24 protein-coding genes, 1 pseudogene and 1 other annotated feature are annotated in these 26,194 nt (G+C 53.0%); of the genes and pseudogenes, 10 read left to right on the top strand and 15 right to left on the bottom strand.

Annotation, left to right across the window (positions count from 1 at the left end; translation table 11 throughout):
• Positions 1-164: 164 nt before the first annotated feature.
• Complete coding sequence (adhE, locus tag ACPXSQ_RS07105) at positions 165-2,852, bottom strand: bifunctional acetaldehyde-CoA/alcohol dehydrogenase (RefSeq protein WP_015700205.1); 2,688 nt, start codon at positions 2,850-2,852, stop codon at positions 165-167.
• A gap of 437 nt (positions 2,853-3,289) precedes the next feature.
• Here adhE and ACPXSQ_RS07100 point away from each other — a divergent pair, with 437 nt between their 5' ends.
• The 7 genes from ACPXSQ_RS07100 to oppF all read left to right on the top strand — a co-directional run bounded on the left by ACPXSQ_RS07100 (position 3,290) and on the right by oppF (position 11,888).
• Positions 3,290-3,937, top strand: a complete 648-nt coding sequence (locus tag ACPXSQ_RS07100) for a YchE family NAAT transporter (protein WP_013025965.1) — start codon at positions 3,290-3,292, stop codon at positions 3,935-3,937.
• A 582-nt stretch (positions 3,938-4,519) separates the two neighbouring features.
• The gene (locus ACPXSQ_RS07095; RefSeq protein WP_426143247.1) at positions 4,520-6,136 is read left to right on the top strand and encodes an ABC transporter substrate-binding protein; all 1,617 of its coding nucleotides are present in this window, start codon (positions 4,520-4,522) and stop codon (positions 6,134-6,136) included.
• A 157-nt stretch (positions 6,137-6,293) separates the two neighbouring features.
• Entirely contained in the window at positions 6,294-7,934 is a 1,641-nt protein-coding gene (gene oppA, locus ACPXSQ_RS07090) for an oligopeptide ABC transporter substrate-binding protein OppA (RefSeq protein ID WP_029570076.1), read from the top strand.
• A gap of 87 nt (positions 7,935-8,021) precedes the next feature.
• The gene (oppB, locus tag ACPXSQ_RS07085) at positions 8,022-8,942 is read left to right on the top strand and encodes an oligopeptide ABC transporter permease OppB (RefSeq protein WP_013025963.1); all 921 of its coding nucleotides are present in this window, start codon (positions 8,022-8,024) and stop codon (positions 8,940-8,942) included.
• 14 nt (positions 8,943-8,956) lie between these two features.
• Positions 8,957-9,865 (top strand): oligopeptide ABC transporter permease OppC, encoded by a 909-nt coding sequence (oppC, locus tag ACPXSQ_RS07080; RefSeq protein ID WP_013025962.1) that lies wholly within the window; start codon positions 8,957-8,959, stop codon positions 9,863-9,865.
• Positions 9,866-9,876: 11 nt separating this feature from the next.
• The gene (locus ACPXSQ_RS07075) at positions 9,877-10,890 is read left to right on the top strand and encodes an ABC transporter ATP-binding protein (protein ID WP_013025961.1); all 1,014 of its coding nucleotides are present in this window, start codon (positions 9,877-9,879) and stop codon (positions 10,888-10,890) included.
• Positions 10,887-11,888 (top strand): murein tripeptide/oligopeptide ABC transporter ATP binding protein OppF, encoded by a 1,002-nt coding sequence (gene oppF, locus ACPXSQ_RS07070; RefSeq protein ID WP_013025960.1) that lies wholly within the window; start codon positions 10,887-10,889, stop codon positions 11,886-11,888. The genes ACPXSQ_RS07075 and oppF overlap by 4 nt, the downstream gene beginning before the upstream one ends.
• Before the next feature lie 46 nt (positions 11,889-11,934).
• On the opposite strand, the gene ACPXSQ_RS07065 is transcribed toward oppF, so the two are convergent.
• Positions 11,935-12,264, bottom strand: a complete 330-nt coding sequence (locus ACPXSQ_RS07065) for an HI1450 family dsDNA-mimic protein (RefSeq protein WP_196492568.1) — start codon at positions 12,262-12,264, stop codon at positions 11,935-11,937.
• Positions 12,265-12,302: 38 nt separating this feature from the next.
• Positions 12,303-13,763, bottom strand: coding sequence for a cardiolipin synthase (gene cls / locus ACPXSQ_RS07060; RefSeq protein WP_013025958.1), 1,461 nt, complete (start codon positions 13,761-13,763; stop codon positions 12,303-12,305).
• A gap of 162 nt (positions 13,764-13,925) precedes the next feature.
• Between cls and ACPXSQ_RS07055 the strand changes: the two genes are divergently transcribed.
• Positions 13,926-14,099: a YciY family protein gene (locus tag ACPXSQ_RS07055; protein ID WP_006119368.1), complete on the top strand. Its 174-nt coding sequence runs from the start codon at positions 13,926-13,928 to the stop codon at positions 14,097-14,099.
• A 29-nt stretch (positions 14,100-14,128) separates the two neighbouring features.
• On the opposite strand, the gene ACPXSQ_RS07050 is transcribed toward ACPXSQ_RS07055, so the two are convergent.
• Positions 14,129-14,302, bottom strand: coding sequence for a hypothetical protein (locus tag ACPXSQ_RS07050; protein ID WP_013025956.1), 174 nt, complete (start codon positions 14,300-14,302; stop codon positions 14,129-14,131).
• A gap of 69 nt (positions 14,303-14,371) precedes the next feature.
• A complete protein-coding gene (locus ACPXSQ_RS07045; RefSeq protein ID WP_014605725.1) occupies positions 14,372-14,668 on the bottom strand; it encodes a YciI family protein in 297 nt (98 codons plus the stop codon).
• A gap of 197 nt (positions 14,669-14,865) precedes the next feature.
• Between ACPXSQ_RS07045 and tonB the strand changes: the two genes are divergently transcribed.
• Positions 14,866-15,618, top strand: coding sequence for a TonB system transport protein TonB (gene tonB, locus ACPXSQ_RS07040; RefSeq protein ID WP_028715224.1), 753 nt, complete (start codon positions 14,866-14,868; stop codon positions 15,616-15,618).
• Positions 15,619-15,733: 115 nt separating this feature from the next.
• On the opposite strand, the gene yciA is transcribed toward tonB, so the two are convergent.
• From yciA to ACPXSQ_RS07020, 4 genes are read right to left on the bottom strand one after another with little or no spacing between them, the layout of a single operon-like run.
• On the bottom strand, positions 15,734-16,156 hold the full coding sequence (gene yciA / locus ACPXSQ_RS07035; RefSeq protein ID WP_013025953.1) for an acyl-CoA thioester hydrolase YciA: 423 nt from the start codon (positions 16,154-16,156) through the stop codon (positions 15,734-15,736).
• A 55-nt stretch (positions 16,157-16,211) separates the two neighbouring features.
• Positions 16,212-16,751: a septation protein A gene (locus ACPXSQ_RS07030; RefSeq protein WP_014605727.1), complete on the bottom strand. Its 540-nt coding sequence runs from the start codon at positions 16,749-16,751 to the stop codon at positions 16,212-16,214.
• A gap of 56 nt (positions 16,752-16,807) precedes the next feature.
• A complete protein-coding gene (locus ACPXSQ_RS07025) occupies positions 16,808-17,542 on the bottom strand; it encodes a YciC family protein (protein WP_426143240.1) in 735 nt (244 codons plus the stop codon).
• 27 nt (positions 17,543-17,569) lie between these two features.
• Positions 17,570-17,986, bottom strand: coding sequence for a YkgJ family cysteine cluster protein (locus ACPXSQ_RS07020; protein ID WP_024471791.1), 417 nt, complete (start codon positions 17,984-17,986; stop codon positions 17,570-17,572).
• 251 nt (positions 17,987-18,237) lie between these two features.
• Between ACPXSQ_RS07020 and ompW the strand changes: the two genes are divergently transcribed.
• On the top strand, positions 18,238-18,870 hold the full coding sequence (gene ompW / locus ACPXSQ_RS07015) for an outer membrane protein OmpW (protein ID WP_015700211.1): 633 nt from the start codon (positions 18,238-18,240) through the stop codon (positions 18,868-18,870).
• Positions 18,871-18,917: 47 nt separating this feature from the next.
• On the opposite strand, the gene ACPXSQ_RS07010 is transcribed toward ompW, so the two are convergent.
• The 6 genes and pseudogenes from ACPXSQ_RS07010 to ACPXSQ_RS06985 form a co-directional block, all read right to left on the bottom strand.
• Positions 18,918-19,232 carry a BON domain-containing protein gene (locus ACPXSQ_RS07010; RefSeq protein WP_014605729.1) on the bottom strand — a complete coding sequence of 105 codons (315 nt, stop codon included), beginning with the start codon at positions 19,230-19,232 and terminating at the stop codon, positions 18,918-18,920.
• Between the two features lie 144 nt (positions 19,233-19,376).
• The gene (gene trpA / locus ACPXSQ_RS07005; RefSeq protein WP_014605730.1) at positions 19,377-20,180 is read right to left on the bottom strand and encodes a tryptophan synthase subunit alpha; all 804 of its coding nucleotides are present in this window, start codon (positions 20,178-20,180) and stop codon (positions 19,377-19,379) included.
• Complete coding sequence (gene trpB / locus ACPXSQ_RS07000; protein ID WP_013025946.1) at positions 20,180-21,370, bottom strand: tryptophan synthase subunit beta; 1,191 nt, start codon at positions 21,368-21,370, stop codon at positions 20,180-20,182. The genes trpA and trpB overlap by 1 nt, the downstream gene beginning before the upstream one ends.
• A 47-nt stretch (positions 21,371-21,417) precedes the next feature.
• A complete protein-coding gene (gene trpCF / locus ACPXSQ_RS06995) occupies positions 21,418-22,779 on the bottom strand; it encodes a bifunctional indole-3-glycerol-phosphate synthase TrpC/phosphoribosylanthranilate isomerase TrpF (protein WP_014593816.1) in 1,362 nt (453 codons plus the stop codon).
• A gap of 2 nt (positions 22,780-22,781) precedes the next feature.
• Positions 22,782-24,375: pseudogene (gene trpD / locus ACPXSQ_RS06990) on the bottom strand (bifunctional anthranilate synthase glutamate amidotransferase component TrpG/anthranilate phosphoribosyltransferase TrpD).
• Entirely contained in the window at positions 24,375-25,937 is a 1,563-nt protein-coding gene (locus tag ACPXSQ_RS06985) for an anthranilate synthase component 1 (RefSeq protein WP_041457665.1), read from the bottom strand. The pseudogene trpD and the gene ACPXSQ_RS06985 overlap by 1 nt, the downstream one beginning before the upstream one ends.
• Positions 25,938-25,960: 23 nt before the next feature.
• Positions 25,961-26,065, bottom strand: a sequence feature (Trp leader region).
• Between the last annotated feature and the right edge of the window lie 129 nt (positions 26,066-26,194).

Genomic DNA, 26,194 nt, shown 5'->3' with positions numbered 1-26,194 from the left:
GGACTTTATCCCTTTTCCCGTCCGGCTCAGGTCGATATTCTCTTCACTACGCTGATGCACCAGGCAGCAGTGTTTATCAAAGCGATAAATCCGCCATAAAAAACCCCTTGAGGCACGGGCCAGACAAGGGGTTTCGGCAGCCCGTTCATCGGGCGCGGAGCGGATTAGGCTTTTTTAGCTTTCTTCGCCGCTTTGCTGTCACTGACAGGCTGAGCCTGGGCAGCCTCGGCGGCACTGGCGAACGGCTCGACAAATTTGCGTCCGTAGTAGCTGTCCAGCATCAGCTGTTTGAGTTCGGCAATCAGCGGATAACGTGGATTCGCGCCAGTACACTGGTCATCAAAGGCATCATCCGCCAGTTTATCGACTTTCGCCAGGAAGTCAGCCTCCTGCACACCGGCTTCACGAATTGAGGCCGGAATACCCAGTTCCGTTTTGATTTCATCCAGCCATACCAGCAGCTTCTCAATTTTCTGGGCAGTGCGGTCGCCCGGCGCGGTGAGACCAAGATGATCCGCAATTTCAGCATAACGACGCCGCGCCTGGGGACGATCGTACTGGCTGAATGCGGTTTGCTTAGTAGGGTTGTCATTGGCGTTATAGCGAATAACGTTGGAAATCAGCAGCGAGTTAGCCAGTCCATGAGGAATATGGAACTCAGAGCCAAGCTTATGCGCCATTGAGTGACAAACCCCGAGGAAGGCGTTCGCAAAGGCGATACCGGCGATGGTGGCGGCATTATGTACACGTTCACGGGCAACCGGATTTTTTGCACCTTCTGCATAGCTCGCCGGTAAGTTCTCTTTAAGCAGCTTAAGCGCCTGCAGGGCCTGACCATCGGAGTATTCATTGGCCAGGACCGACACATAGGCTTCCAGCGCGTGCGTCACCGCATCCAGACCGCCGAAAGCACAAAGTGAACGTGGCATATCCATGACCAGGTTGGCATCAACGATAGCCATATCCGGCGTCAGCGCATAATCGGCCAGCGGGTATTTCTGTCCGGTCGCGTCATCCGTTACCACGGCAAAAGGCGTCACTTCTGAACCTGTGCCTGAGGTTGTCGTAATGGCCACCATGCGCGCTTTCACGCCCATTTTAGGGAACTTATAGATACGTTTGCGAATATCCATAAACCGCAGTGCCAGCTCTTCAAAATGGGTTTCTGGATGCTCATACATGACCCACATGATTTTGGCTGCATCCATCGGCGAACCGCCGCCCAGGGCGATGATCACGTCTGGCTTAAAGCTGTTCATCTGTTCTGCACCTTTACGCACGATGCTTAAGGTGGGATCCGCTTCAACCTCAAAGAAAACTTCGGTTTCGATGCCGTGAGATTTTAAAACGCGGGTGACCTGATCGGCATAACCGTTGTTAAACAGGAAGCGGTCAGTCACCACAAACGCGCGTTTGGCACCGTCAGTGGCGATCTCTTCAAGCGCAATGGGTAAAGAGCCGCGACGGAAGTAAATGGACTTCGGAAGTTTATGCCACAACATATTTTCAGCTCGCTTAGCGACGGTTTTCTTGTTGATGAGATGTTTGGGCCCCACGTTTTCAGAAATGGAGTTACCGCCCCAGGAACCACAACCCAGTGTCAGAGAAGGGGCGAGTTTGAAGTTATATAAATCACCAATACCGCCCTGAGAAGCTGGCGTGTTGATCAGAATGCGGGCTGTTTTCATCTTGTCGCCAAAATAGTGCACGCGCGCTGTCTGATTGTCCTGGTCGGTATACAGGCATGACGTATGACCAATACCGCCCATCGCCACCAGTTTCTCCGCTTTGCTGACGGCATCCTGATAATCTTTAGCACGGTACATCGCCAGTGTCGGCGACAGTTTTTCATGAGCGAAAGGCTCTGATTCATCGACCCGTTCAACTTCGCCAATCAGGATTTTGGTTTCACCAGGTACGCTGATGCCGGCCATCTCCGCAATCTTCACCGCAGGCTGGCCCACAATGGCGGCGTTAAGCCCACCGTTTTTTAGAATGATATTTTGTACCGCACTCAGCTCCTGTCCCTGAAGCAGATAGCCACCATGGCTGGCGAAGCGCTCGCGCACGGCGTCGTAGACGGCATCTACCACGATAACCGACTGTTCAGAGGCACAGATCACACCGTTATCAAACGTTTTTGACATCAGGATGGAGGCAACGGCGCGTTTAACATCAGCTGTTTCATCGATGACAACGGGCGTGTTACCGGCCCCCACGCCAATCGCCGGCTTACCTGAGCTGTAGGCGGCTTTGACCATGCCGGGGCCACCCGTCGCCAGAATCAGGTTAATATCAGGATGGTGCATCAACTGATTGGACAGTTCCACAGAAGGTGCATCAATCCAGCCTATAATGTCTTTGGGCGCGCCAGCGGCAATCGCTGCCTGCAGGACAATATCCGCCGCTTTGTTCGTCGCATCTTTGGCTCGAGGATGGGGGGAGAAGATAATCCCGTTGCGGGTTTTAAGGCTGATAAGTGCCTTGAAAATCGCGGTGGAGGTAGGGTTAGTGGTGGGGACGATACCGCAAATCAGGCCGATGGGTTCAGCGATTGTGATGGTGCCAAACGTATCATCGGTGTCCAGTACGCCGCAGGTTTTCTCATCCTTATAGGCGTTGTAGATGTATTCAGAAGCGAAGTGATTTTTAATGACTTTGTCTTCAACAATGCCCATGCCCGATTCTGCCACCGCCATTTTAGCGAGTGGAATTCGGGCATCCGCGGCGGCCAGTGCGGCTGCGCGGAAGATGGCATCGACCTGTTGTTGAGAAAAATTGGCGAATTCTTGCTGGGCTTTTTTTACACGTTCAACCAGTGCATTGAGTTCAGCGACATTAGTAACGGCCATTGTGCTCTCCTGAGGAAGTTAAACTTTTTTTAGTAAACAAGCCTGAATCCCTGAGTATAGCCATGGTGCAAACGGCACGGTTTACGGGAATAAAGCAGCGGTTTTTCAATTGTTTACTAAAAGAGCTTCTCTCTGTTTCGAAATAATGAGACCTGCGTTACTGACAGAGAAAGAGTATCGGGTTTGGGAGAGAACAATGATGATTTAGATCAATTTAAACCCAAGCTGACTCCTTTCAGCTCTGCATTCAGGGGGGCCGGGCTGGGGGATAATAAACGGGGCGTAAAAGTAACATCTTCCACAAGATAGTTAATGCGTGGTTAAAGCCACTAAATTGTAAGTAAAATAACAGCATAAATAACTGCTTAGGCATCTGGCGCCCACGGCTTTTTTCACTTACATTAGGCGCGTTTTTCATCTGGGATGGGGAGTTAACCGTGAATCCTGCGTTATTAGATCTGTCTGGCTATATCAAGTTTTTCGTAGGCCTGTTTGCACTGGTTAATCCCATCGGCATCATTCCGGTATTTATTAGCATGACCCGCTATCAGGGCGTGGCAGAACGCAATAAAACCAACCTGACGGCCAACCTCGCGGTGGCGATTATTCTCTGGACCTCGCTGTTTCTGGGCGATGCAATCCTGCATGTCTTCGGTATCTCTATCGACTCGTTTCGCATTGCGGGCGGGATTCTGGTGGTGACCATCGCTATGTCGATGATTAGCGGCAAGCTGGGCGAGGATAAGCAAAATAAGCAGGAAAAAACGGAAACGGCAATTCGGGAAAGTATTGGCGTGGTTCCCCTTGCGCTGCCGCTCATGGCGGGTCCAGGCGCCATCAGTTCGACTATCGTCTGGAGCACGCGTTATAACAACTGGCTCAACCTTCTGGGTTTTACCGTTGCGATTGCTGTTTTCGCCTTTAGCTGTTGGCTGCTGTTCCGCGCTGCGCCTTTAATGGTCAGGCTGTTAGGGCAGACAGGGATTAACGTGATTACCCGTATCATGGGATTGCTGTTAATGGCGCTAGGTATTGAATTTGTGGTGACCGGCATCAAGGCAATTTTTCCCGGTCTGGTTGGGTAAACCGACTTATTTAATCGCATTTAACAAGAAATGAACCAATAGGGTGCAAAAGACGATTTTTTTGCACCGTATTGATGCAATTATTTATCTCTCTTCACATCCTTCTTCAGTTATCACTTCCGCTAATAACCTTCGCTGCAGCGCCAGTGCTGGCATCGCGGCATGTCACTATATTCACACTATATTCTGCTTTCGCAGCGGAAGTTGGCATGATTAATGCTGGTCTACGTCGTTTAAACCGTTTTTTAAATGATGTGACGGTGTGTATTAACACTACAACAACGCAACGCCAGGGTCTAAATGTTGTTTTTTGGTTAAATTGACATCAAAGTGATGAGATTGTTTATTAATCAGTCTGTTAAGCTATTTTTAGGGCAAAAATTAACACTTCCACTGGGAAAAATCTCATGATAAAAGAGAAACAGGTAACATTTTAGCGATTTAGTTTTGGCGCCCCTCTGCAGCATCTGCTAATTTTCGGCGCATTAATAATGTTTTCCCAAACGTCAAAAGCAAAAGATTTATTCCTTATTGATGCTGGGATATCAGAATAAAAATTGGCATTTAACAAGGGTGTGGGAAATGAACGCGCAGCACTACCTGGCTTGTCTGGCACTAACCTTAACCGCATTGCCCACCTGTGCTGCCACCGTGCCATCAGACGTGACGCTCTCCGCCGTCCAGCAAATCGTGATTAATAACGGTTCGGAAGTTGCCTCGCTCGATCCGCATAAAGTCGAAGGTGTACCGGAGTCAAACATCATCCTCAACCTGCTGGATGGGCTGGTTAACACGGACAATAACGGTAATGTGGTGCCGGGTGTGGCTGAGCGCTGGGAAAACCAGCAAGGTAAAATCTGGACATTCACCCTGCGCGGCAATGCCAAATGGAGCAATGGGGAGCCGGTTACGGCACAGGACTTCGTTTACAGCTGGCGTCGTCTTGCCGATCCTAAAACTGCGTCGCCCTATGCCAGCTATCTGCAGGCTGTCCATATTGCGAATGTCGATGCGATTCTTGCCGGTAAAGTTGCCCCCGATCAACTGGGCGTGAAAGCCCTGGACAATCGCCATCTGCAAATTACCCTGACCGAACCGGTGCCTTATTTAGTGGCCATGCTGGCGCACACCGCGATGAAACCCGTTTACGCACCTGCCATCGAAAAGTGGGGTGAGGGCTGGACCCAACCCGGTCACTATATCGGTAACGGCGCCTATACGCTGAATGACTGGGTGGTGAATGAGAAAATTGTTCTGAAGCGTAATCCTCTTTACTGGAACAATGCTCAGACCGTTATTGAGCAGGGAACGTTTCTGGCCATCAGCTCGGAAAACAGTGATATCAATCGCTATCGCAGCGGTGGCATTGATATGACCAACAGCGCGGTTCCGCCCGACCTGTTTGCTAAATTGCGCAAAGATATGGGTGATGAGGTTAAAGTCAGTCCGCTGCTCTGCACCTTCTATTACGAAATTAATAACAAAAAACCGCCGTTCACCGATGCCCGCGTGCGCGCTGCGATCAAAATGACGCTGGATCGCGATATCATCGCTCGTAAGATCATGGGGCAAGGGCAAATTCCGGCCTACAGCTTTACGCCGCCTTACATCGCAGGCGCTGCGTTATCTTCCCCAGACTGGATGGCGTGGACACAGCCGCAGCGAAACGCGGCTGCGAAAAAACTGCTGGCCGAGGCGGGTTACAACGATAAAAATCCGCTGCGCTTTACGCTGCTCTATAACACATCCGATCAAAACAAAACCCAGGCCATCGCCGCCGCGTCCATGTGGCAACGCAATTTGGGCGCGCAGGTTACGTTGCAGAATCAGGAATGGAAAACCCTGCTGGAAACCCGGCATCAGGCACAATATGACGTTGTGCGCGCCACCTGGTGTGCGGATTACAATGAGCCCTCAACATTCCTGAATATGTTCCAGAGCCAGTCGTCGACCAATACCGCGTTTTACCACAGTGCGGAATACGACCGTCTGTTAGCCGCAACATTAACGGCTGAAAATGAAGCGGACCGCGCATCATTGTATCAGCAGGCAGAAACACAACTCGACAAAGACTCAGCAATTGTGCCAGTTTACTATCGCGTCAGCGTGCGCCTGGTTAAACCCTGGGTTGGCGGTTTTACTGGCCACGATCCGCAGGACATGACAGACCTGAAATACTATTTCATTAAAAAACACTGAGTCACGCGCTTAACCGGCGGCACAGTCGGGAAGGGCGTGGCCGTGCAGACCACACAACAGGGTCAATACGCCCCAGGTGGCAAACACCGGGGACCCGAATACGGGGAACGCTGAGGTCGCAAACACCCTCAGTGAAAATAAAAAACTGGAGTTAAGAATGAACAACATCACGAAAAAAACCTTGATTGCTGCCAGCGTCTTTGCAGCGATGAGTGCGCTCGCAGCGAACAGCGTTATGGCAGCCACAGTACCTGCCGGCGTAGAACTGGCCGCGAAGCAGGAGCTGGTTAAAGGAAACGGTAGCGAGGTTCAGTCACTGGATCCGCATAAAATCGAAGGCGTTCCGGAATCTAACGTGAGTCGTGATCTGCTGGAAGGTCTGGTCATCAGCGATACGGATGGTCATCCCATTCCTGGTGTGGCTGAAAGCTGGGATAACAAAGACTTTAAAGTCTGGACTTTCCACTTGCGTAAAAATGCAAAATGGTCAAATGGTGAACCTGTCACTGCTCAGGATTTCGTCTACAGCTGGGAGCGTTTGGCCGATCCGAAAACCGCATCGCCTTATGCCAGCTATCTGCAATACGGCCATCTGGCTAACGTTGATGATATTATCGCTGGCAAGAAGCCCCCAACAGACCTGGGCGTAAAGGCGATTGACGATCATACACTGCAAGTGACCTTAAGCGAGCCGGTGCCTTATTTCTATAAATTACTCATTCACCCCTCAATGTCGCCAGTTAATAAAGCTGCAATCGAAAAATTCGGTGACAAGTGGACTCAGCCAGAAAACTGGGTGGGTAACGGTGCGTTTAAGTTGGAATCACACGTCATCAACGAACGTATCACCGTTGTGCGTAACCCTGAATACTGGGATAACGCGCATACCGTGCTGAACAAAGTCACTTTCCTGCCAATCTCGTCGGAAGTCAGCGATGTAAACCGTTACTTCTCTGATAACGGCAGCGACATGACCTATAACAACCTGCCTATTGAGCTGTTTAAAAAATTGCAGCGTGACAATGGTAAAGAGCTGCATGTTGATCCGTATCTGTGTACCTACTACTACGAAATCAACAACCAGAAAGCGCCATTTAACGATCCGCGCGTTCGCGCTGCGCTTAAGCTCGGCATCGATCGCGACATTATCGTAGACAAAGTCCTGGCGCAGGGCCAGAAACCGGCTTACAGCTACACGCCGCCAGCGACAGATGGTATGGAATTGGCGAAGCCTGAGTGGTTTACCTGGTCACAGGAAAAACGTAATGCCGAAGCGAAAAAGCTGCTGGCCGAAGCCGGTTATACGCCAGAAAAACCGCTGACCTTTAATCTGCTGTACAACACCTCTGACCTGCATAAGAAACTGGCCATTGCCGCGTCGTCTATCTGGACGAAAAACCTGGGTGTGAAAGTCAAGCTGGAGAACCAGGAGTGGAAAACCTTCCTGGATACCCGCCACCAGGGCAACTTTGACGTTGCGCGTGCAGGCTGGTGTGCAGACTACAACGAACCGACATCGTTCCTGAACACCATGCTGTCTGACAGCAGCAACAATACCGCGCACTATAAGAGCCCAGCTTTCGACAAGCTGATGAAAGATGCGTTGGCCACTACAGACGATAAAGCGCGTTCGGCTGATTACGAGAAGGCAGAGCAGCAGTTGGATAAAGACTCTGTGATCGTGCCGCTTTACTACTACGTTAACACGCGCCTGGTGAAACCTTATGTTGGCGGTTATACCGGTAAGGATCCGCTGGATAACGTAGCAGACAGAAACCTGTACATCATCAAGCACTAATAAAACACCAAGAACAGCGGCGGCGCGTTACGCGCCGCCAGTACTTTTTTTAATGCAATGTGAAGCACCAGCCTGGTAGGTACGGCAATGTTAAAATTCATTCTGCGTCGGTTGCTTGAAGCAATTCCGACGCTTTTCGTTCTGATTACCATTTCCTTCTTTATGATGCGACTGGCGCCCGGCAGCCCTTTTACCAGCGAGCGCACCCTGTCGCCAGAGGTCATGGCAAATATCGAGGCGAAATATCACCTCAACGATCCTATCGGTAAGCAATACGTTGATTATCTGATTCAACTGGCGCATGGCGATTTCGGGCCCTCGTTCAAGTACAAAGACTATTCGGTCAATTACCTGGTCGGCCATGCCTTCCCGGTTTCAGCCAAACTCGGCCTTGCTGCCTTTATCCTGGCAGTCGTTCTGGGCGTCACGGCGGGCGTTATTGCTGCGCTGAAGCAGAACAGCCTGTGGGATTACGTTGTGATGGGGGTGGCAATGACCGGCGTGGTGATACCGAGTTTTGTGGTAGCACCGCTATTGGTTCTGGTGTTCGCAATCACGCTTAAGTGGCTGCCGGGTGGCGGCTGGAATGGCGGTCAATGGAATTACATGCTGCTGCCGATGGTGGCGCTCTCACTGGCCTACATTGCCAGTATTGCGCGCATCACCCGCGGCTCAATGATTGAAGTTATGCACTCCAACTTTATCCGTACCGCGCGTGCGAAAGGGCTGCCGCTGCGTCGTATCGTGTTACGTCATGCACTGAAGCCTGCGCTGCTGCCGGTCATTTCCTATATGGGGCCGGCCTTTGTGGGCATCATTACCGGTTCTATGGTCATCGAGTCGATTTACGGACTGCCGGGTATTGGTCAGCTGTTCGTGAACGGTGCACTTAACCGTGACTATTCACTGGTGCTGAGCCTGACCATCCTGGTGGGGCTGTTGACCATCCTGTTTAATGCGATCGTCGATGTGCTGTATGCCGTTATCGACCCGAAAATCCGCTACTGATTCTGGAGTTCGCCATGATGTTAAGTAAGAAAAATAGCGAAGCTCTTGATGCATTCAGTGAAAAACTGGAAGTTGAAGGGCGAAGCCTGTGGCAGGATGCCCGTCGTCGTTTCATTCATAACCGCGCCGCATTAATCAGCTTGATGGTGCTGATGCTCATCACGCTGTTTGTGATTTTCGCGCCTATGCTGTCGCAATTCTCCTATTTCGATACCGACTGGGGAATGATGTCATCACCGCCCGATACCACGTCGGGACACTGGTTTGGCACCGACTCCTCGGGGCGCGATTTGCTGGTGCGCGTAGCCATTGGCGGGCGCATTTCACTGATGGTCGGGATTGCTGCCGCGCTGATCGCCGTGATCGTGGGAACCTTGTACGGTTCAATCGCGGGTTATCTGGGCGGGAAAACCGATTCCGTGATGATGCGTATTCTGGAAATCCTTAACTCCTTCCCGTTTATGTTCTTCGTTATCCTGCTGGTGACCTTCTTTGGCCGCAATATTCTGCTGATCTTTGCCGCTATCGGCATGGTGTCCTGGCTGGACATGGCGCGTATCGTGCGCGGGCAGACATTAAGCCTGAAGCGCAAAGAGTTTATTGAAGCTGCACACGTTGGCGGTGTTTCCACCTGGAAAATTGTGACGCGCCATATCGTCCCCAACGTTCTGGGCGTCGTGGTGGTTTACGCTTCGCTGCTGGTGCCCAGTATGATTCTGTTTGAATCTTTCCTGAGCTTTCTGGGGCTGGGAACGCAGGAGCCACTGAGTAGCTGGGGCGCACTGCTCAGCGATGGTGCGAACTCCATGGAAGTCTCGCCGTGGCTGTTACTGTTTCCGGCGACGTTCCTGGTCGTCACCTTGTTTTGTTTCAACTTTATTGGCGATGGCCTGCGTGATGCCCTCGACCCCAAAGATCGTTAAGGAGTTTCCCGATGACTATTCATGAATTTCAGCCTGCTCAGGCTGCGCGCGCGGGAAGCGAACTGCTGCTTGAAGTGAAAGATTTACGCGTAACCTTTGGCACGCACGACGGTGACGTCACCGCCGTTAACGATCTCAACTTTTCACTGCGGGCAGGTGAAACCTTAGGGATTGTGGGCGAGTCGGGTTCGGGTAAATCCCAGACCGCCTTTGCGTTAATGGGGCTGCTGGCCAGCAACGGGCGCATCGGTGGTTCGGCGTTATTCAACGGTAAAGAGATCCTGAATCTGCCCGAGAAACAGCTGAACCGACTGCGTGCCGAGCAAATCGCCATGATCTTCCAGGATCCCATGACGTCACTGAACCCCTATATGCGGGTCGGCGAGCAACTGATGGAAGTGCTGAAGCTGCATAAAGGGATGAGCAATGCACAGGCATTTGAAGAGTCAGTAAGAATGCTGGATGCGGTTAAAATGCCGGAAGCGCGTAAACGTATGAAAATGTATCCCCACGAGTTTTCGGGTGGGATGCGTCAACGTGTGATGATTGCGATGGCCCTGATGTGTCGGCCTAAGCTGCTGATTGCCGATGAGCCGACAACCGCACTGGACGTCACGGTTCAGGCGCAGATCATGACCTTGCTGAATGAGCTTAAGCGCGAGTTTAACACCGCGATCATTATGATCACCCACGATTTGGGTGTGGTTGCGGGCATTTGCGATAAAGTTCTGGTGATGTATGCCGGACGCACCATGGAGTATGGCCGCGCCCGTGATGTGTTTTATCAGCCCGCACATCCCTATTCTATTGGTTTACTGAACGCTGTACCCAGACTGGATGCGGAAGGGGAAAGTCTGACGACGATACCGGGTAATCCGCCTAACCTGCTGCGTTTGCCGCAGGGTTGTCCTTTCCAGCCGCGCTGCCCTCACGCCATGGATATCTGCTCCAACGCACCGCCGCTGTTACCTTTTGCAGAAGGGCGTTTGCGCGCCTGCTTTAAGCCGGTGGAGGAACTCGTATGAGCAGCCTGGCAGAAAAGAAAGTGTTACTCGAAATCGCCGATCTGAAAGTCCATTTTGATATCAGGGATGGCAAGCAGTGGTTCTGGCAGCCGCCAAAATCTCTCAAGGCGGTGGACGGTGTCAGCCTGCGCCTGTATGAAGGTGAAACCCTGGGCGTCGTCGGGGAATCCGGCTGCGGCAAGTCTACGCTGGCGCGGGCCATTATTGGCCTGGTAAAAGCCACCGAGGGCCGCGTTTCATGGCTCGGGCGTAACCTGCTGGGGCAGAGTGAAGAAGAGTGGCGTAAGGCGCGAAGCGATATCCAGATGATTTTCCAGGATCCGCTGGCCTCGCTGAATCCGCGTATGACAATCGGCGACATCATTGCAGAGCCGTTACGCACTTATCATCCGGAGCTGTCGCGTCAGGATGTCAAAGATCGCGTCAAGACCATGATGATGAAGGTAGGGCTCCTGCCTAACCTGATCAACCGCTATCCACACGAGTTCTCGGGTGGACAGTGCCAGCGTATCGGTATTGCGCGCGCATTGATACTTGAGCCTAAGCTGATTATCTGCGACGAGCCGGTGTCGGCCCTGGACGTGTCCATTCAGGCTCAGGTCGTGAACTTGCTGCAGCAACTGCAACGTGAAATGGGCCTGTCGCTGATTTTTATCGCCCATGACCTCGCGGTGGTTAAACACATTTCCGACCGCGTGCTGGTGATGTATCTGGGGCACGCCGTGGAGCTGGGCACCTACGACGAGGTGTATACCAATCCGCAGCATCCCTATACCAAAGCGCTGATGTCGGCGGTGCCGATTCCCGATCCGGACCTGGAGAAGAATAAGCAAATCCAGCTCCTGGAAGGGGAATTACCCTCACCGATTAATCCGCCCTCCGGCTGTGTGTTCCGGACGCGCTGTCCGATTGCCGGCCCTGAGTGTGCGAAAACCCGACCGCTGCTTGAAGGCAGTTTCCGCCATGCGGTGTCCTGCCTGAAGGTGGATCCGCTGTAAAACAAAAAGCCGGGCAATCGCCCGGCTTTATATTCATGGTGTTACGCTATTCACGCCACAAAATATGGCACAGCTTGTGATCTTTTTCGCGACACAACAGCACGCGCGCAAAAACATCAGTAATAGGTTCGCCATCCGCTTCGCCCAGACCGATCACCACTTCTGAGAAAAAATCTGGATTCAAATCGAAATCCACATGATCCTGCCAGTCATCGGAAGGGTCAAACAGCTCTGCGCCACCACGCTCTTCAAACTGCAGGTTGAAAAGAATGATATCGGCCGGATCAAGATTATCGCCAGCCAGTTCAAGAAAAATGTCATAGGCCTGTTCCAGCGTTTCGTCTTCTGTCAGGCGGTTATTCAGATCCATGCTCAGTCCCGTTTATCTAAGGGCAGTTCGTAATTTCGCTCGTTTTACAGTAAAGGGCTGAAGAAGTAAAACAGTCGTTCGACAATCCGCTGCCACCAGGCACGTTTTGCCCAGCGTTTGGGATCGAGCAGACGCGAACGGGCAATATAGTCATCCTGCACGCAGGCCAAATCGCTGCCGAATCCGGCATCATCGACAGCCAGGGTAATTTCGAAATTCAGCCACAGGCTACGCATGTCCAGGTTAACGGTTCCCACCAGGCTCAGTTGACCGTCCACCAGCACGCTTTTGGTATGCAGCAGGCCATCTTCAAACTGGTAGATTTTTACTCCTGCCTCAAGCAGCTCGCCAAAGAAGGAGCGGCTGGCCCAGCCGACCAGCAAAGAGTCATTGTGAAGGGGAACCACAAGACTCACGTTAACGCCCCGCATGGCCGCCGTGCAAATGGCATGAAGCAGATCGTCACTCGGCACCAGATAGGGCGTGGTCATGATAAGCTGCTCACGCGCTGAATACACCGCCGTGAGCAGGGCCTGATGAATCAAATCCTCCGGAAAACCGGGACCGGAGGCGATAACCTGCACCGTGTGCCCACTTTCCTGTTCAAACGGCATGATATTGCGGTCTGGCGGCGGCGGCAAAATACGCTTACCGGTCTCAATTTCCCAGTCACAGCTGTAGACAATTCCCATGGCGGTGGAAACCGGACCTTCCATGCGCGCCATCAGGTCAACCCACTGGCCTACGCCGGCCTCTTGTTTAAAAAAGCGCGGATCAACCAGGTTCATGCTGCCGGTGTAGGCAATATAGTTGTCGATCAGCACCATTTTACGATGTTGACGCAGGTCCATACGGCGCAAGAATACGCGCAGCAGGCTCACCTGGAGCGCCTCAACGACGTCAATGCCTGCATTGCGCATCATGCCCACCCAGGGGCTTCTGAAAAACGCCACGCTGCCCGCTGAATCCAGCATGAGGCGGCAGTGAACGCCGCGGCGTGACGCGGCCATTAACGACTCGGCGACCTCATCCGCCAGACCGCCCGGATTCCAGATATAGAACACCATCTCGACATTGTGGCGAGCCAGCTGGATATCGCGAATCAAGGCTTTCATGACGTCATCAGAGCTGGTCAGAAGCTGCAACTGATTGCCTTTTACGCCCGCAATGCCCTGGCGGTTGTTGCACAGTTGAAACAGCGATCGTGCGACGTCGCTGTAATCTGTCGCAAAAATTTCGCTGCGTTTCTTTAAATCATTTAACCAGCGAGCGGTGGAAGGCCACATGGTACGTGCGCGTTCAGCGCGGCGCTTACCCAAATGTAATTCGCCAAAGGACAAGTACGCGATGATGCCAACCAGCGGCAGAATAAAGATAATCAGCAGCCATGCCATCGCTGAGGTAACGGCCCGTCGCTTCATCAGGATGCGCAGCGTGATCCCGGCAATCAGTAACCAGTAACCAAACAACAGCAACCAACTGATAAGCGTGTAAAACGTGGTCATTAAGTGGACATCCTGTTCGCGCTTGAGTCAGAGAAGTTTACGTGGAGATGAGGGGGAGCGAAACCCTTAATAATAGCGGCGTTTCGATGAGAGATCCGATTTGGCATTCGCTCAGAGATCTTTATAATGCGTGCGCGTGAGTTTGATGCCAGAGAGGAAGTGATGAGACGAAGCAGAAACGAAGTGGCCCGCTGGAGAATGTTACGTCAGGTACAGCGCAGACGTTCACGCTGGCTCGAGGGGCAGTCACGTCGCTATAAACGGATTCACGGAATTCGTCATCAACTGGCGCAGCAGCAGCGTCGTTCGATTCTGTTTATCACACAAAATCTGTAATCGATCAGCCGCCCGGCGCGGCTGAGACATTAATGCCCGGTCATCAATAACTTGACGTTCACCAGCTGTACCGCAGCGGCCAGGACGATCAGCATGACGATCAGGTGCTTTTTATTCCGCCAGCCGTGTTTTCGCCACAGATAAAGCGCCGCACCTACTAACAGCATAATCACCAGCAACAGGGTGATAATAATCGATTGCATAAAATATCATCTCGAAAAAAAAGCTTCTGAGCGGCTGCCCGGAAGCTCTTTTTTGGCTGCGGAGTTAAATCAGAAGACGCGCTTAAACGGCTTAACGCTAACCTGCTTGTAAACACCGGCGGCGATGTAGGGATCGTCTGCAGCCCAGGCCTGCGCCGTTTCCAGCGACGGGAATTCGGCGACGACGGTGGAACCGGTAAAGCCCGCAACGCCCGGATCGTTACTGTCGACCGCAGGCATAGGACCGGCGACGATTAACCGACCTTCTTCATGTAACAGCTTCAGACGTGCCAGGTGAGCGGGGCGCACGGCGTTGCGTTTTTCCAGAGAATCGGCGTTATCTTCAGCATAAATGACGTAAAGCAATTGGGCGCTCCCATTAACTCTTAAATTTGGCAACACGGTAAGGGATAGTTAAGTAGAGTGCAAACGAAACCTTGCGTCAATGGCCTCTGCAGCATATTGGGCTAAACAGGCTTTTTTAGCCGCAAAACAAGGAGGTTATTGAAACTGATTGCTATTTGCATTTAAAATCGTGACTTGATTTCACTACTGCGATTGCTATGACCACGCTGACTATGCCCTTACCGAAACGCACGCCTGTCGCCATGATCTTGTCTGTTGCACTGCACGGTGCAGTCATTGCGGGTGTTCTTTATGCGTCTTTTCATCAGACCATTGAGTTACCTAAAGCATCACAGCCGATTAGCGTGACGATGGTTGCACCGGCCGTTCAGCCAGAACCTGCAATCGCCCAACCCGCGCCGCAACCGACGCCTCAGCCAGAACCGGAACCCTTACCGGAGCCTCAACCTGCGCCAGAGCCGCCAAAAGCCGAACCGGTGCCGATCCCCAAACCTGAACCTAAGCCTAAGCCAAAGCCCCGTCACGAGCCTAAGCGTGAACAACCCAAGCGCGAGGTGAAACCGCGTCAGGACGTGAAACCGCAGGCAAATCCGTTCAGCCATGATACGGCCGCCACCCAAAGCAAGCCTGCGACCGCGCCAAAAAGTACGCCGTCGGCAGCACCCACGCAAAGTGTTTCCTCCGGGCCCAAAGCGCTTAATATCAGCAAGCCGTCTTATCCGCCACGGGCGGCGGCCTTGCGCGTTGAAGGACGCGTCAGGGTAAAATTTGACGTAGACAGCGACGGCCGGGTCGATAATATCGAAATCCTTTCTGCCGAACCGCGCAATATGTTCGAACGTACCGTTAAGCAGGCCATGCGAACGTGGCGTTATCAGAGTGGAAAACCGGGCAGCGGCCTGACGATGAATATCGTATTCAAAATTAACGGCGGGGCCAGCATCGAATAGCCGGAGAAAGGCTGTCTGAAGGGCGCTTGTGGCGCCGTGAGCGATCGCAACCTGCGCTTCGCTCACGGCAACAGGGAATTATCTGCAGGGCAGATTCAGCACCGAAAACCTGTTATCAGGCAGGGTAGGACTGGTTATCCCGTCCTGCTGGCAGTTGGCGAGGATGCCCCTCGTTGTCCACCGCGACGTAAATAAACACGGCTTCGGTAGCACAATATGTCTGCCCGATAGGTTCAGATGACACCTTCTTGATCCATACCTGAACGTTAATCGTCATCGAGCTGTTGCCGGTGCGGATACAATGCGCATAGCAACTGACGACATCGCCCACTGCGACGGGTTTTAAGAAGGTCATACCATCAACGCGTACGGTGACGACGCGGCCTTCAGCAATCTCTTTAGCCTGGATCGCGCCACCCATATCCATTTGTGACATTAACCAGCCACCGAAGATATCGCCGTTAGCATTTGTATCCGCTGGCATCGCCAGGGTGCGCATCACCATTTCGCCCTTGGGCAATTTATGTTTATCGTCCATTGCTCTGGTTTCTTAAGTCTGAGAGAGACGTTGCCCGCCTGAGCGGACAACAGGTTTATTTTTGTTCTTGTTGCGGCATCTTACGCCAGATATAGACGCCGCTCAGCAGCGTAAACAGCAGCGTAAGGCCGGTCAGTCCAAACACTTTGAAGTTAACCCAGACTGACTGAGGTAACCAAAACGCAACATATATGTTTGCCAGGCCACAAATCAAGAAAAACAGCGCCCAGGCGATGTTGAGATTTCGCCAGACGTGGTCAGGCAGTTCCAGCTCTTTACCCAGCATGGTCTGTATTAACGGCTGTTTCATGAACCACTGGCTGAACAGTAACGCCAGGGCAAACAGGGTATAGATGACGGTGACTTTCCACTTAATAAATTCATCATTATGGAAAACCAGCGTCAGCGTGCCGAAGACCGCCACCAGAACGAAGGTGAAAATCGTCATTTTCTCAAGCTTGCGATACAGCACCCAGCTCGCGACCAGCGCCAGTCCGGTCGCGACAACCAGCGCGCCCGACGCCACAAAAATGTCGTACAACTTATAAAAAATAAAGAAAACAACAAGGGGGAGAAAGTCGAGTAGCTGCTTCATAGTCATTCCAGTTAAGGCTGCATGGCCTGCCAGTGCGCCGGAAGGCGCACGGACAATCAACGTAACAGCATATAAAGCCGGTACAAATAAATCACCAACAGGGTCGAAACCAGGTTACCAATGGCGGTGAAAATCACCGTTGAAACATTCATGGGCAACAGGGTTAATGAGGTAAAGAAAAACATCACGGCGAGCTTAGCCAGTAACCATACGATAATGGCAGGGGCAATCAGCTTCACGTTTTTCCATGCCATTCGCATGCTGGCGCGCATTGCGGCGATAACGCCGAGTTTTTCACTCGCCAGAATGATTGGCGACAGCGACAGCACAATGGTCAGCAATACGCCCGGAACCACCAGTACCATAAAGCCCAGCTGCGCCACCAGGGTAACGAGAAACGTCAGCAGTAGTAGCTTTGGCAGCAAGGGTGCAGAGGCGCCAATCGCTCGCAGCGCACTTACGCGTTGGCCTGACGAAACCAACGGAATCAGGCACAGCATACCGCCCAACAGCAGCGTATTCCCCACCAGCCCCGCAAACGTTCCCGCTGCAGAAGCGCGCAGCAGCACCTGTTGCTGTTCGGGTGACATGCTCTGCACCATATCGAACAGCGAGGTACTGCTAATTTCGCCTTGCTGCAATATCGCCAATTGATCGTCACCGGGCGTCAGAACGTGTAACAGCATGACCGTGACAAACGCGGTCAGCAGCGACATCAGCACCAGGGTGAACAATTGATGACGAAAAAAATTTCCAGTGTCACGGTATAACGAGCTTGCCGTGATAGACATGTACTCTCCTTGAAAGAACCGGGTTAATTAACCCGGCGATTGTACATGTTCTGACGGCTCGCTGGCACCCGCAACCCGATAACTTTCTGTCATATCAGGTAAAGATGGGTGAAAAAGTGCGGGAAGGCCAAAGCGCGCTCTGGCCCGGTCGCAGCCTTCGTTCCAAATCCCCTGTTCTCCAGACATCTCAAACTCACGGCAGGGCGAAGGCCGGTTTTCATAGATACTGCACGAAACACAGCCGCCAATATCGCCCTTGAGCGCGACACAGCGCGGTGTGCGATCGTTCGTCCCGCGCATATTCCGCATTAACAGACTCAGGGGCTCCGTTAATTCCGTGGGCACCAGCCCCCCGGCGTCATCGGCTTCTGCCCAGTAAAAAGAGACGCGAAAGTGGGCACAACAGGCACCACAGCTAATACAAGGGTTGAGAGTATCGCTCATTTGATCGCCCGCCACCTCTGAGGCATCGAAGCAAAACAGTCTGGGGAGATCAGCAAAGTAATGCGGCGTTACGGTTTCGGCAAGGGATATTTAGCGACCACCAGAGCACGCAAAATTGATTTGAATCAATTCATTGTTTTTTAAATCATTTTTCCGGGTTGATTTAGATGCAATTGACAATGAATCGCGCTAAATCTGTGCGGACAAAAAAATGATTCAGTGCAGGCATTCAATTTCTCACAGGAGTGAATATGAAACTGGCTAAATGCGCCATGCTGCTGGCGCTTGCATTACCGCAATTTGCGTTGGCTCACCAGGCGGGCGATTTCTTTGTCCGTGCAGGAAGTGCCACAGTCCGACCCACCGAAGGCTCAGACAATGTGCTGGGAATGGGGTCATTTAGCGCAAGCAACGACACTCAGCTGGGCTTAACCTTTACCTATATGGCCACTGATAATATCGGGGTTGAGCTTCTGGCCGCCACGCCGTTTCGTCATAAAGTCGGGCTGGGCCCAACCGGCACCCTGGCGACGGTACGTCAGCTGCCGCCCACGCTGATGGCACAGTACTACTTTTTTGACAGCCAGAGTCAGGTGCGTCCCTATGTGGGCATCGGCGTTAACTACACCACCTTCTATGATGCCGATTTTAACCAGACCGGACGGGATGCGGGCTTGAGCGATCTCAGCCTGAAGGATTCGTGGGGCGTTGCCGGGCAGGTGGGGCTGGATTACCAGATCAACCGCGACTGGATGCTGAACGCTTCCCTGTGGTACATGGATATTGATACGCAGGTGAAATTCAAAGCGGGCGATCAGCAGCAGAATATCCATATGCGCGTGGATCCTTGGGTGTTCTTCTTTGGCGCAGGTTACCGTTTCTGATAAAAAAAAGGGCCACGTCAACGTGGCCCTAGATTTTTTAACCGACGTTATTTAATTTGCATGTTATTAACGACGGATCTTACGCCTGCCACGCTGCGGGTAACCTGTACGGCATGGTTAGCCATCTGCGGCGAGCTGACAAAACCGCTGAGCTGCACTTTACCCTTAAAGGTTTCAACGTTGATTTCAGTCGATTTCAGCGACTCATCTTTTAACAGTTCTGCTTTTACTTTCGTGGTGATGACGGTGTCATCAATGTAACCGCCGGTGCCTTCTTTAGTTGGCGTTGGCGCACAGGCGCTCAGTGTTAATGCAACAACAGCCGCGACCATGGCACTTGCCAGCACTTTAAACCATTTCATTGCTTCTCTCCCTGTCACAAATTGGATGCGACGTTACCATAACGGCGCCTGTTAATTGTGGTGCAGAAAATCCGAAATTAGCAAACCGGGAATGAAAAAAAACAGGGAAATCATGCCTTACCGGGCGGTAAGGCATGTGGGGAATTAGCGGGTGGCGGCTTTCATTCTTGAGACAAAGTCTTTTAATTCATTCAGCATCACTTCGGGCTGAGCCAGGTTTTTCTCGATAATTTTTACTACGGCAGAACCTGAAATCGCCCCAGCCACGCCTGCATCAATGACTTCTTTCACCTGAGAAGGTTCGGAGATGCCAAAACCTTGTAAGGATGGCGGCGCATTGTACTCACGCATTTTATCGATCAAATGCTTTAGAGGCAGGTTGGCGCGATTTTCAGCACCGGTAATGCCAGCTCGTGAAAGCACATAAATGTACCCACGACCATGTGAAGATATTTGTCTCAGAAGTTCATCATCTGCATTTGGCGGGCAGAAGAAAATAGGGGCGATGTTGTGGCGCATGGCAGCCTGGCGGAATGGGGCAGACTCTTCTACGGGAACATCACCAATTAATACGGAATCAACCCCTGCTTGTTCACAGCGTGTATAAAACTCTTCGATGCCATTGTTAAAGACTAAATTCGCATACATCAGCAAGCCAATCGGCAGTTCAGGGTATTTCTGGCGTACGCTTGCAATTATCTCAAAGCATTGTGTTGTGGTGGTGCCAGCGGCAAAGGCGCGAAGGCCTGCGCCCTGAATAGTTGGTCCGTCAGCGAGCGGGTCAGAGAAGGGAATACCGAGCTCAAGAGCATCAGCGCCACCTTCAACAAGGGCATCAATAATGCGTAGTGATAGGTCTGGAGAAGGATCTCCCAGAGTAATGTAAGGCACAAACACGCCTTCTTTCTTCTCTGCCAGACGTGAAAACAGTCGATCGTAACGTTCCATCAGATTTCTCCCTGCGCAGTCAGAATATCGTGGACGGTGAAGATATCTTTATCACCGCGACCCGAAAGGTTGACGACAATCAACTGCTCTTTCTCGGGTTCTGCCTTAATCATTCTCAGCGCGTGGGCCAGCGCGTGCGCCGACTCCAGGGCAGGAATGATACCTTCGGCGCGGCACAGCGTTTTAAAGGCAGCAAGCGCTTCATTGTCGGTTACCGAAACATAGTCAGCCCGACCAATACTGTTGAGGTGAGCGTGCTGAGGACCGACGGAAGGAAAGTCGAGTCCGGCTGAAATTGAGTATGACTCTTCAATCTGCCCTTCGTCAGTCTGCATCATCGGGGCTTTCATACCGAAGTAAATGCCGACGCGGCCGTGCTTCAGTGGTGCACCGTGTTCGCCGGTTTCAATCCCGTGTCCGGCCGGTTCAACACCAATCAGCTTCACCTTCTCTTCGTCGATAAAGTCGGCAAACATACCGATGGCATTGGAGCCCCCGCCGACGCAGGCGATCACGGCATCCGGCAGGCGACCTTCCTTTTCCAGAATCTGCTTTTTGGTCTCTTCACCAATCATGCGCTGAAACTCACGCACAATCGTCGGGAACGGGTGCGGACCCGCCGCAGTGCCCAGCATATAGTGAGCGGTTTCATAACTGCCTGACCAGTCGCGCAGCGCTTCGTTGCAGGCATCTTTCAGCGTGGCAGAGCCGCTGTGCACCGGGATGACCTCGGCGCCCATCAGGCGCATACGAAAGACGTTCGGCGACTGCCGCTCTACGTCTTTGGCGCCCATATAGATGCGACATTTCATGCCCAGCAGCGCGCAGGCAAGGGCAGAGGCGACGCCATGCTGGCCTGCACCGGTTTCGGCAATGATTTCGTTTTTGCCCATGCGCTTAGCCAGCAGAGCCTGCCCTAACACTTGGTTGGTCTTGTGCGCGCCGCCGTGCAACAGGTCTTCGCGCTTTAAGTACAGGCGGGTTTTCGACCCTTTGGTCAGATTACTGCACAGGGTTAAGGCTGTGGGGCGGCCAGCATAATTTTTCAGCAGATCGGTAAATTCAGCCTGGAATTCCGGATCTTTTTGCGCGCTGACAAAAGCTTCTTCTAGCTGTTTCAAGGCCGGCATCAAAATCTGCGGCACATACATGCCGCCGAAGTCGCCAAAATAGGGATTAAGTAAGGTCATGTTTTGCTATCCTTTTTTTTGGCCCGTCAACACACGGGCCAGGTCAATCAGTAGGCGCGAAGCGTCCGGAATACCGAGGCAATTTTGCTGGCGTCTTTAATACCCGGCTCGCTTTCCACGCCCGAATTGAAATCCAGCCCTGCACAGCCTAACTGAGCGGCTTCGACGCAGTTGTCAGCGCTCAGTCCTCCTGCCAGCAGAACATTCTTCAGGTCCTGTCCTTTTAGCAGCGACCAGTCAAATGTCTGGCCCGAGCCACCGTTGCCGTTATCGAAGACATAGCGGTCAACATGGGGCCAGCGACGTTCGGGCAGGGCCGTCTGGATGCTGAGCGCTTTCCAGATTTGCACGTTTTCTGGCAGCGCCTGATAAAGCTCAGCCACATAGGCCGGGTCTTCATCGCCATGCAGTTGCACGGCACTCAGCTGTAACGCCTCTGTTTTTGTGACAATGTCACTTATAGCGGCATCACGGAACACGCCAACATACTTTAGCGGTGCGCCAGCCATGACCGCGCGTGCACGCTCGGTATCAACCTGACGCGGTGAACCTTCAACAAAGATCAAACCACCAAAAATGGCACCTGCCTCGCAGGCCGCGCAGGCGTCTTCAGGACGGGTCAGACCGCAGACTTTATTGCTGCCCAGGGTGACGCGGCGCACGGCGGCATGAAGATCCTCTTCTTCCATTAGCGCAGAGCCGATGAGGAAACCATTCGCAAAATGGCTTAACTCGCGGACATCCCGATAGTTGTTGATGCCCGACTCGCTGATCACGGTGACGCCAGGGCCCAGGCGCGGGGCCAGTTCACGGGTCCGGTTAAGGTCGATGGAGAGATCGCGTAAGTCACGGTTGTTGATGCCGACCACTTTGGCTTCCAGCGCAATCGCGCGTTCCAGCTCCTGCTCGTTACTGACTTCAGTCAGGACGCCCATCTGCAGGCTGTGCGCAATGGCGGCCAGCTGGCGATACTGCTCGTCGTCAACCACAGAGAGCATCAGCAGGATGGCATCCGCCTGGTAGTAACGCGCCAGGTAAATTTGATACGGATCGATAATAAAATCTTTGCACAGGACCGGCTGCGTAATGGCCGCGCTGACGACGGGCAAAAAGGCGAAGTCACCCTGAAAGTATTTCTCGTCCGTTAATACGGAAACGGCAGAGGCATAGTGGCGATAAACCCCGGCTATCATCTCAGGATCAAAATCATCACGAATAAGCCCTTTGGATGGAGAGGCTTTTTTGCATTCCAGAATAAAGGCAGTGCGGGTGCCCTGCAGTGCGTCATAAAAACTACGGCTGGAAAGCGCCACTCGCTGCTGGAAACTCTCCAGAGGTTGCTGCTGCTTACGCGCCTCAACCCAAACGGCTTTGTCTTTCACGATTTTATCTAACACTGTACCCTGCATGATTATCCTCTTGCTGCCAGAGCCACCACGCGCTCATAAGCCTGACCGCTACGGATGGCATTGAGCGCACGCTGTGCATTTTCACGGAGATCTTCATTACCAAACACTTTGAGCAGCATCGCCACGTTGACGGCAACCGCCTCCGCGTGGGCCTGCTCGCCATTACCCTGGAGTAAACGTGTCAGAATGTCACGGTTTTCTTCGGGCGTGCCGCCGGCCAGCGCCTCTTTAGGATGGAAGCCAAAGCCGAAATCCTCTGGCGCCAGCTGATAGCGGGTAATCTCACCTTCACGCAGCTCCGCTACATGGGTGACATCGTGAAGGGCCACCTCATCCATGCCGCCCCCGTGTACCACTGCCGCGCGCTGGTAACCCAGAACTTTTAGCGTCTGCGCGATGGGCAACACCAGCTCGGGGCTGTAAACCCCAATCACGGCCAGCGGGGGACGTGCAGGATTAATCAGTGGCCCCAGCACGTTAAACAGCGTGCGGGTTTTCAGCTGTTGGCGCACCGGCATGGCATGACGAAAGCCCGTATGGTACTGGGGGGCAAACAGGAAGCAGACATTAAGATCGTCCAGCGCTTTGCGTGCCCGCGCCGCAGGCATATCAAGATCGATGCCGAACGCCGCCAGCAGATCGGAAGAACCTGATTTGCTGGATACGCTGCGATTTCCGTGTTTCGCCACCTTCAGGCCGCAGGTTGCTGCGACAAACGCGCTGGCGGTGGAAATGTTAATGCTGTTACTGCCATCGCCACCGGTGCCGACAATATCGGCAAAGGCATAATCCGGGCGAGGAAAGGGTTTAGCATCTTCCAGTAAGGCACAGGCCGCCCCGGCAATCTCCTCGGGGTTTTCGCCACGCACCTTCATAGCAATCAGCGCGGCGGCCAGCTGAGTAGGTTCAAGCTGACCGGTGATGATGGCGCTAAACAACTGATGACTCTCGTCTTGCGTCAGGATGTGCGACTGGTAAAGTTTTTCCAGAATCGTGTTCATACCTTGCTCCCTGTTACTTCGCCAGCGCCCAGGCCAGCGTCTGTTCAAGCAGACGTGCGCCCTGCGTGGTTAAAATGGATTCCGGATGAAACTGGAACCCGCAAACGCGATCTTTCTCGTGACGGACCGCCATCACCATACCGTTGTAGCTGGCATTCACCGTCAACTCATCGGGTGTATTACTGCCAACCAGTGAGTGATAACGGGCAACGGGAAGAGGATTGCTGAGCCCGGCAAACATCGCTTCACCGTCATGACTGATGGCAGAGGCTTTACCATGCAGAATTTCGCCCGCCTGGCCGACGTGGCCGCCGTAGGTTTCAACAATTGCCTGATGCCCAAGGCAGATACCAATAACCGGTAGCTTTCCGCGAACCTCGCGCAGCAACGCTGGCATACAGCCCGCATCTTTCGGTGCGCCGGGTCCGGGAGAGAGCATCAGCACCGGATTATTCATGCTGTGCAGTCTGTCGAGCAACAGCGACGCCGGCATCGTATTGCGATAAACCACCACGTTATGCCCGAAGGTGCGCAGCTGATCGACGAGGTTGTAGGTAAAAGAGTCGATGTTGTCCAGCAGCAGGATGTCAGCCATCAGAAAATCTCCTTGCAGTGATGAGCAGTGGCAATTGCGCGCAACACCGCGCGGGCTTTATTACGGCTTTCGTCCGCTTCGGCCTGCGGGTTTGAATCCAATACCACACCGGCCCCGGCCTGCACCGTTGCCACGCCGTCTTCCACATAGGCTGAGCGGATCACGATGCAGGTGTCTAAATCACCGTTAGCGGTGAAATAGCCCACTGCGCCGCCATAGATGCCGCGACGGGTGCCCTCAGCTTCGGCAATCAACTGCATCGCTCTGACTTTTGGCGCACCACTAAGGGTGCCCATGTTCATGCAGGCGCGATAGGCATGCAGCACATCAAGATCATCGCGCAGCGTGCCGACGACGCGTGAGACCAGATGCATAACAAAAGAGTAGCGGTCCACTTTGGTCAGATCGGCAACATAGCGGCTGCCGGGGCGACAGATACGGGCTAAGTCATTGCGCGCCAGATCGACCAGCATCAGGTGCTCTGCCAGCTCTTTGTGGTCCGTGCGCATTTCCAGCTCAATACGGCTGTCGAGATCGCGATCCAGGGAGCCGTCGGCGTGACGACCACGTGGACGCGTACCGGCTATGGGGTAAATTTCAATCTGACGTGAAGCGGCATCGTACTTCAGCGAACTTTCAGGCGAGGCACCAAACAGTGAAAAGTCCTGGTCCTGCATAAAGAACATATAAGGACTTGGATTACTGCGTTTCAGCGTGTCGTAAGCCGCCAGCGCAGATGGGCAGGGCAGCGAAAAGCGGCGTGAGGGCACAACCTGGAAGATTTCGCCAACGCGAATGGCTTCCTGCATTTTTCGCACCACCTCACAATACTCATCATCACTCTGGCTGGTGGTCAGCGTCATGGTTTCGACAGACTGAACCGGCAATACCGGCGCAGGCTGTAACATCTGCCCATGCAGTTGCTCAATACGGCGCTGCAGACGCTGAAATTCAGAGGTGGAAGCGCTGAACAGACTGGCCTGCAGGCGTGCGCTGCGCGTCTGGTGATCCAGCACCAGTAGCGTTTCCGCCAGATAGAAGCAGTAGTCGGGGCAACGTTGCTCGCTGCTGAGCTCGGGTAAATCTTCGAATCCTGCGACCAGGTCATAGGCGAACAGCCCGCCAACAAACACGGCTTCACGCTCTTCACTGGGTGAATTCACCAACTGCGGGATCAGACGCAGGGCATCAAATACCGACAGGGCGCGCAAGCGGGAATCTTCATCCTGCTGATCCTGAGGCGCAGGAAAGGTCAGAACACGGCCGTCAGGACGCGGTTCATTCAGAATGTCAGAGGGTAACGCGTCATCCAGCAGCGGCAGCAGTGCCCGACCATTGTCAGACAGCGCCTGAAAGGTGACGCGATTGCCCAACGCGCTAATGCGCAGGGCGCTGTCGACAATCATCAGGCTTTGTAAGTTTTCTTTGCTGTCAATGTCCGCCGATTCGAGTAACAGGGTGGCCGGACGCGCACCGCATAACTGGTGAAACACCGCGGCAGGATCTTCCCGATAGGGCGCGCTGCCGGTAATTAACTTCACTGTAGGTTTTGCATTGAGCATGATGATTTCTCTGAATATCGTCCAAAAAAAAGCCCGCTCGGTGGCGGGCTCAGGTATCTGCACAGTGTTTACGCTAGGTGTGCACGACAACGTCGCCCGTACTGGGAAACATTGCGCCACCAACCCATCAAAAGCGTAATAACAGTTTTCATGATCAAATACCCGTTTGCGGTGAACTTGTGTACTAGTTAACTGGTTCGCGACAAAAATGTCAATACACTTTTTCAGTGACCGATAAAATCGTTATTATGCTGACC

Source organism: Pantoea sp. EEL5 (assembly GCF_049892805.1).
Classification (GTDB): Bacteria; Pseudomonadota; Gammaproteobacteria; order Enterobacterales; family Enterobacteriaceae; genus Pantoea; species Pantoea ananatis.
Note: the sequence above shows the minus strand (reverse complement) of the source record. Positions and strands in the feature narration are given on the sequence as shown.

What these genes read in the sequence shown, in the direction of transcription:
- adhE (WP_015700205.1), bottom strand. Translation starts at nt 2,852, where the DNA reads ATGGCCGTTACTAATGTCGCTGAACTCAATGCACTGGTTGAACGTGTA.
- ACPXSQ_RS07095 (WP_426143247.1), top strand. Translation starts at nt 4,520, where the DNA reads ATGAACGCGCAGCACTACCTGGCTTGTCTGGCACTAACCTTAACCGCA.
- oppA (WP_029570076.1), top strand. Translation starts at nt 6,294, where the DNA reads ATGAACAACATCACGAAAAAAACCTTGATTGCTGCCAGCGTCTTTGCA.
- oppB (WP_013025963.1), top strand. Translation starts at nt 8,022, where the DNA reads ATGTTAAAATTCATTCTGCGTCGGTTGCTTGAAGCAATTCCGACGCTT.
- oppC (WP_013025962.1), top strand. Translation starts at nt 8,957, where the DNA reads ATGATGTTAAGTAAGAAAAATAGCGAAGCTCTTGATGCATTCAGTGAA.
- ACPXSQ_RS07075 (WP_013025961.1), top strand. Translation starts at nt 9,877, where the DNA reads ATGACTATTCATGAATTTCAGCCTGCTCAGGCTGCGCGCGCGGGAAGC.
- oppF (WP_013025960.1), top strand. Translation starts at nt 10,887, where the DNA reads ATGAGCAGCCTGGCAGAAAAGAAAGTGTTACTCGAAATCGCCGATCTG.
- cls (WP_013025958.1), bottom strand. Translation starts at nt 13,763, where the DNA reads ATGACCACGTTTTACACGCTTATCAGTTGGTTGCTGTTGTTTGGTTAC.
- ACPXSQ_RS07055 (WP_006119368.1), top strand. Translation starts at nt 13,926, where the DNA reads ATGAGACGAAGCAGAAACGAAGTGGCCCGCTGGAGAATGTTACGTCAG.
- ACPXSQ_RS07050 (WP_013025956.1), bottom strand. Translation starts at nt 14,302, where the DNA reads ATGCAATCGATTATTATCACCCTGTTGCTGGTGATTATGCTGTTAGTA.
- tonB (WP_028715224.1), top strand. Translation starts at nt 14,866, where the DNA reads ATGACCACGCTGACTATGCCCTTACCGAAACGCACGCCTGTCGCCATG.
- yciA (WP_013025953.1), bottom strand. Translation starts at nt 16,156, where the DNA reads ATGGACGATAAACATAAATTGCCCAAGGGCGAAATGGTGATGCGCACC.
- ACPXSQ_RS07030 (WP_014605727.1), bottom strand. Translation starts at nt 16,751, where the DNA reads ATGAAGCAGCTACTCGACTTTCTCCCCCTTGTTGTTTTCTTTATTTTT.
- ACPXSQ_RS07025 (WP_426143240.1), bottom strand. Translation starts at nt 17,542, where the DNA reads ATGTCTATCACGGCAAGCTCGTTATACCGTGACACTGGAAATTTTTTT.
- ACPXSQ_RS07020 (WP_024471791.1), bottom strand. Translation starts at nt 17,986, where the DNA reads ATGAGCGATACTCTCAACCCTTGTATTAGCTGTGGTGCCTGTTGTGCC.
- ompW (WP_015700211.1), top strand. Translation starts at nt 18,238, where the DNA reads ATGAAACTGGCTAAATGCGCCATGCTGCTGGCGCTTGCATTACCGCAA.
- ACPXSQ_RS07010 (WP_014605729.1), bottom strand. Translation starts at nt 19,232, where the DNA reads ATGAAATGGTTTAAAGTGCTGGCAAGTGCCATGGTCGCGGCTGTTGTT.
- trpA (WP_014605730.1), bottom strand. Translation starts at nt 20,180, where the DNA reads ATGGAACGTTACGATCGACTGTTTTCACGTCTGGCAGAGAAGAAAGAA.
- trpB (WP_013025946.1), bottom strand. Translation starts at nt 21,370, where the DNA reads ATGACCTTACTTAATCCCTATTTTGGCGACTTCGGCGGCATGTATGTG.
- trpCF (WP_014593816.1), bottom strand. Translation starts at nt 22,779, where the DNA reads ATGCAGGGTACAGTGTTAGATAAAATCGTGAAAGACAAAGCCGTTTGG.
- ACPXSQ_RS06985 (WP_041457665.1), bottom strand. Translation starts at nt 25,937, where the DNA reads ATGCTCAATGCAAAACCTACAGTGAAGTTAATTACCGGCAGCGCGCCC.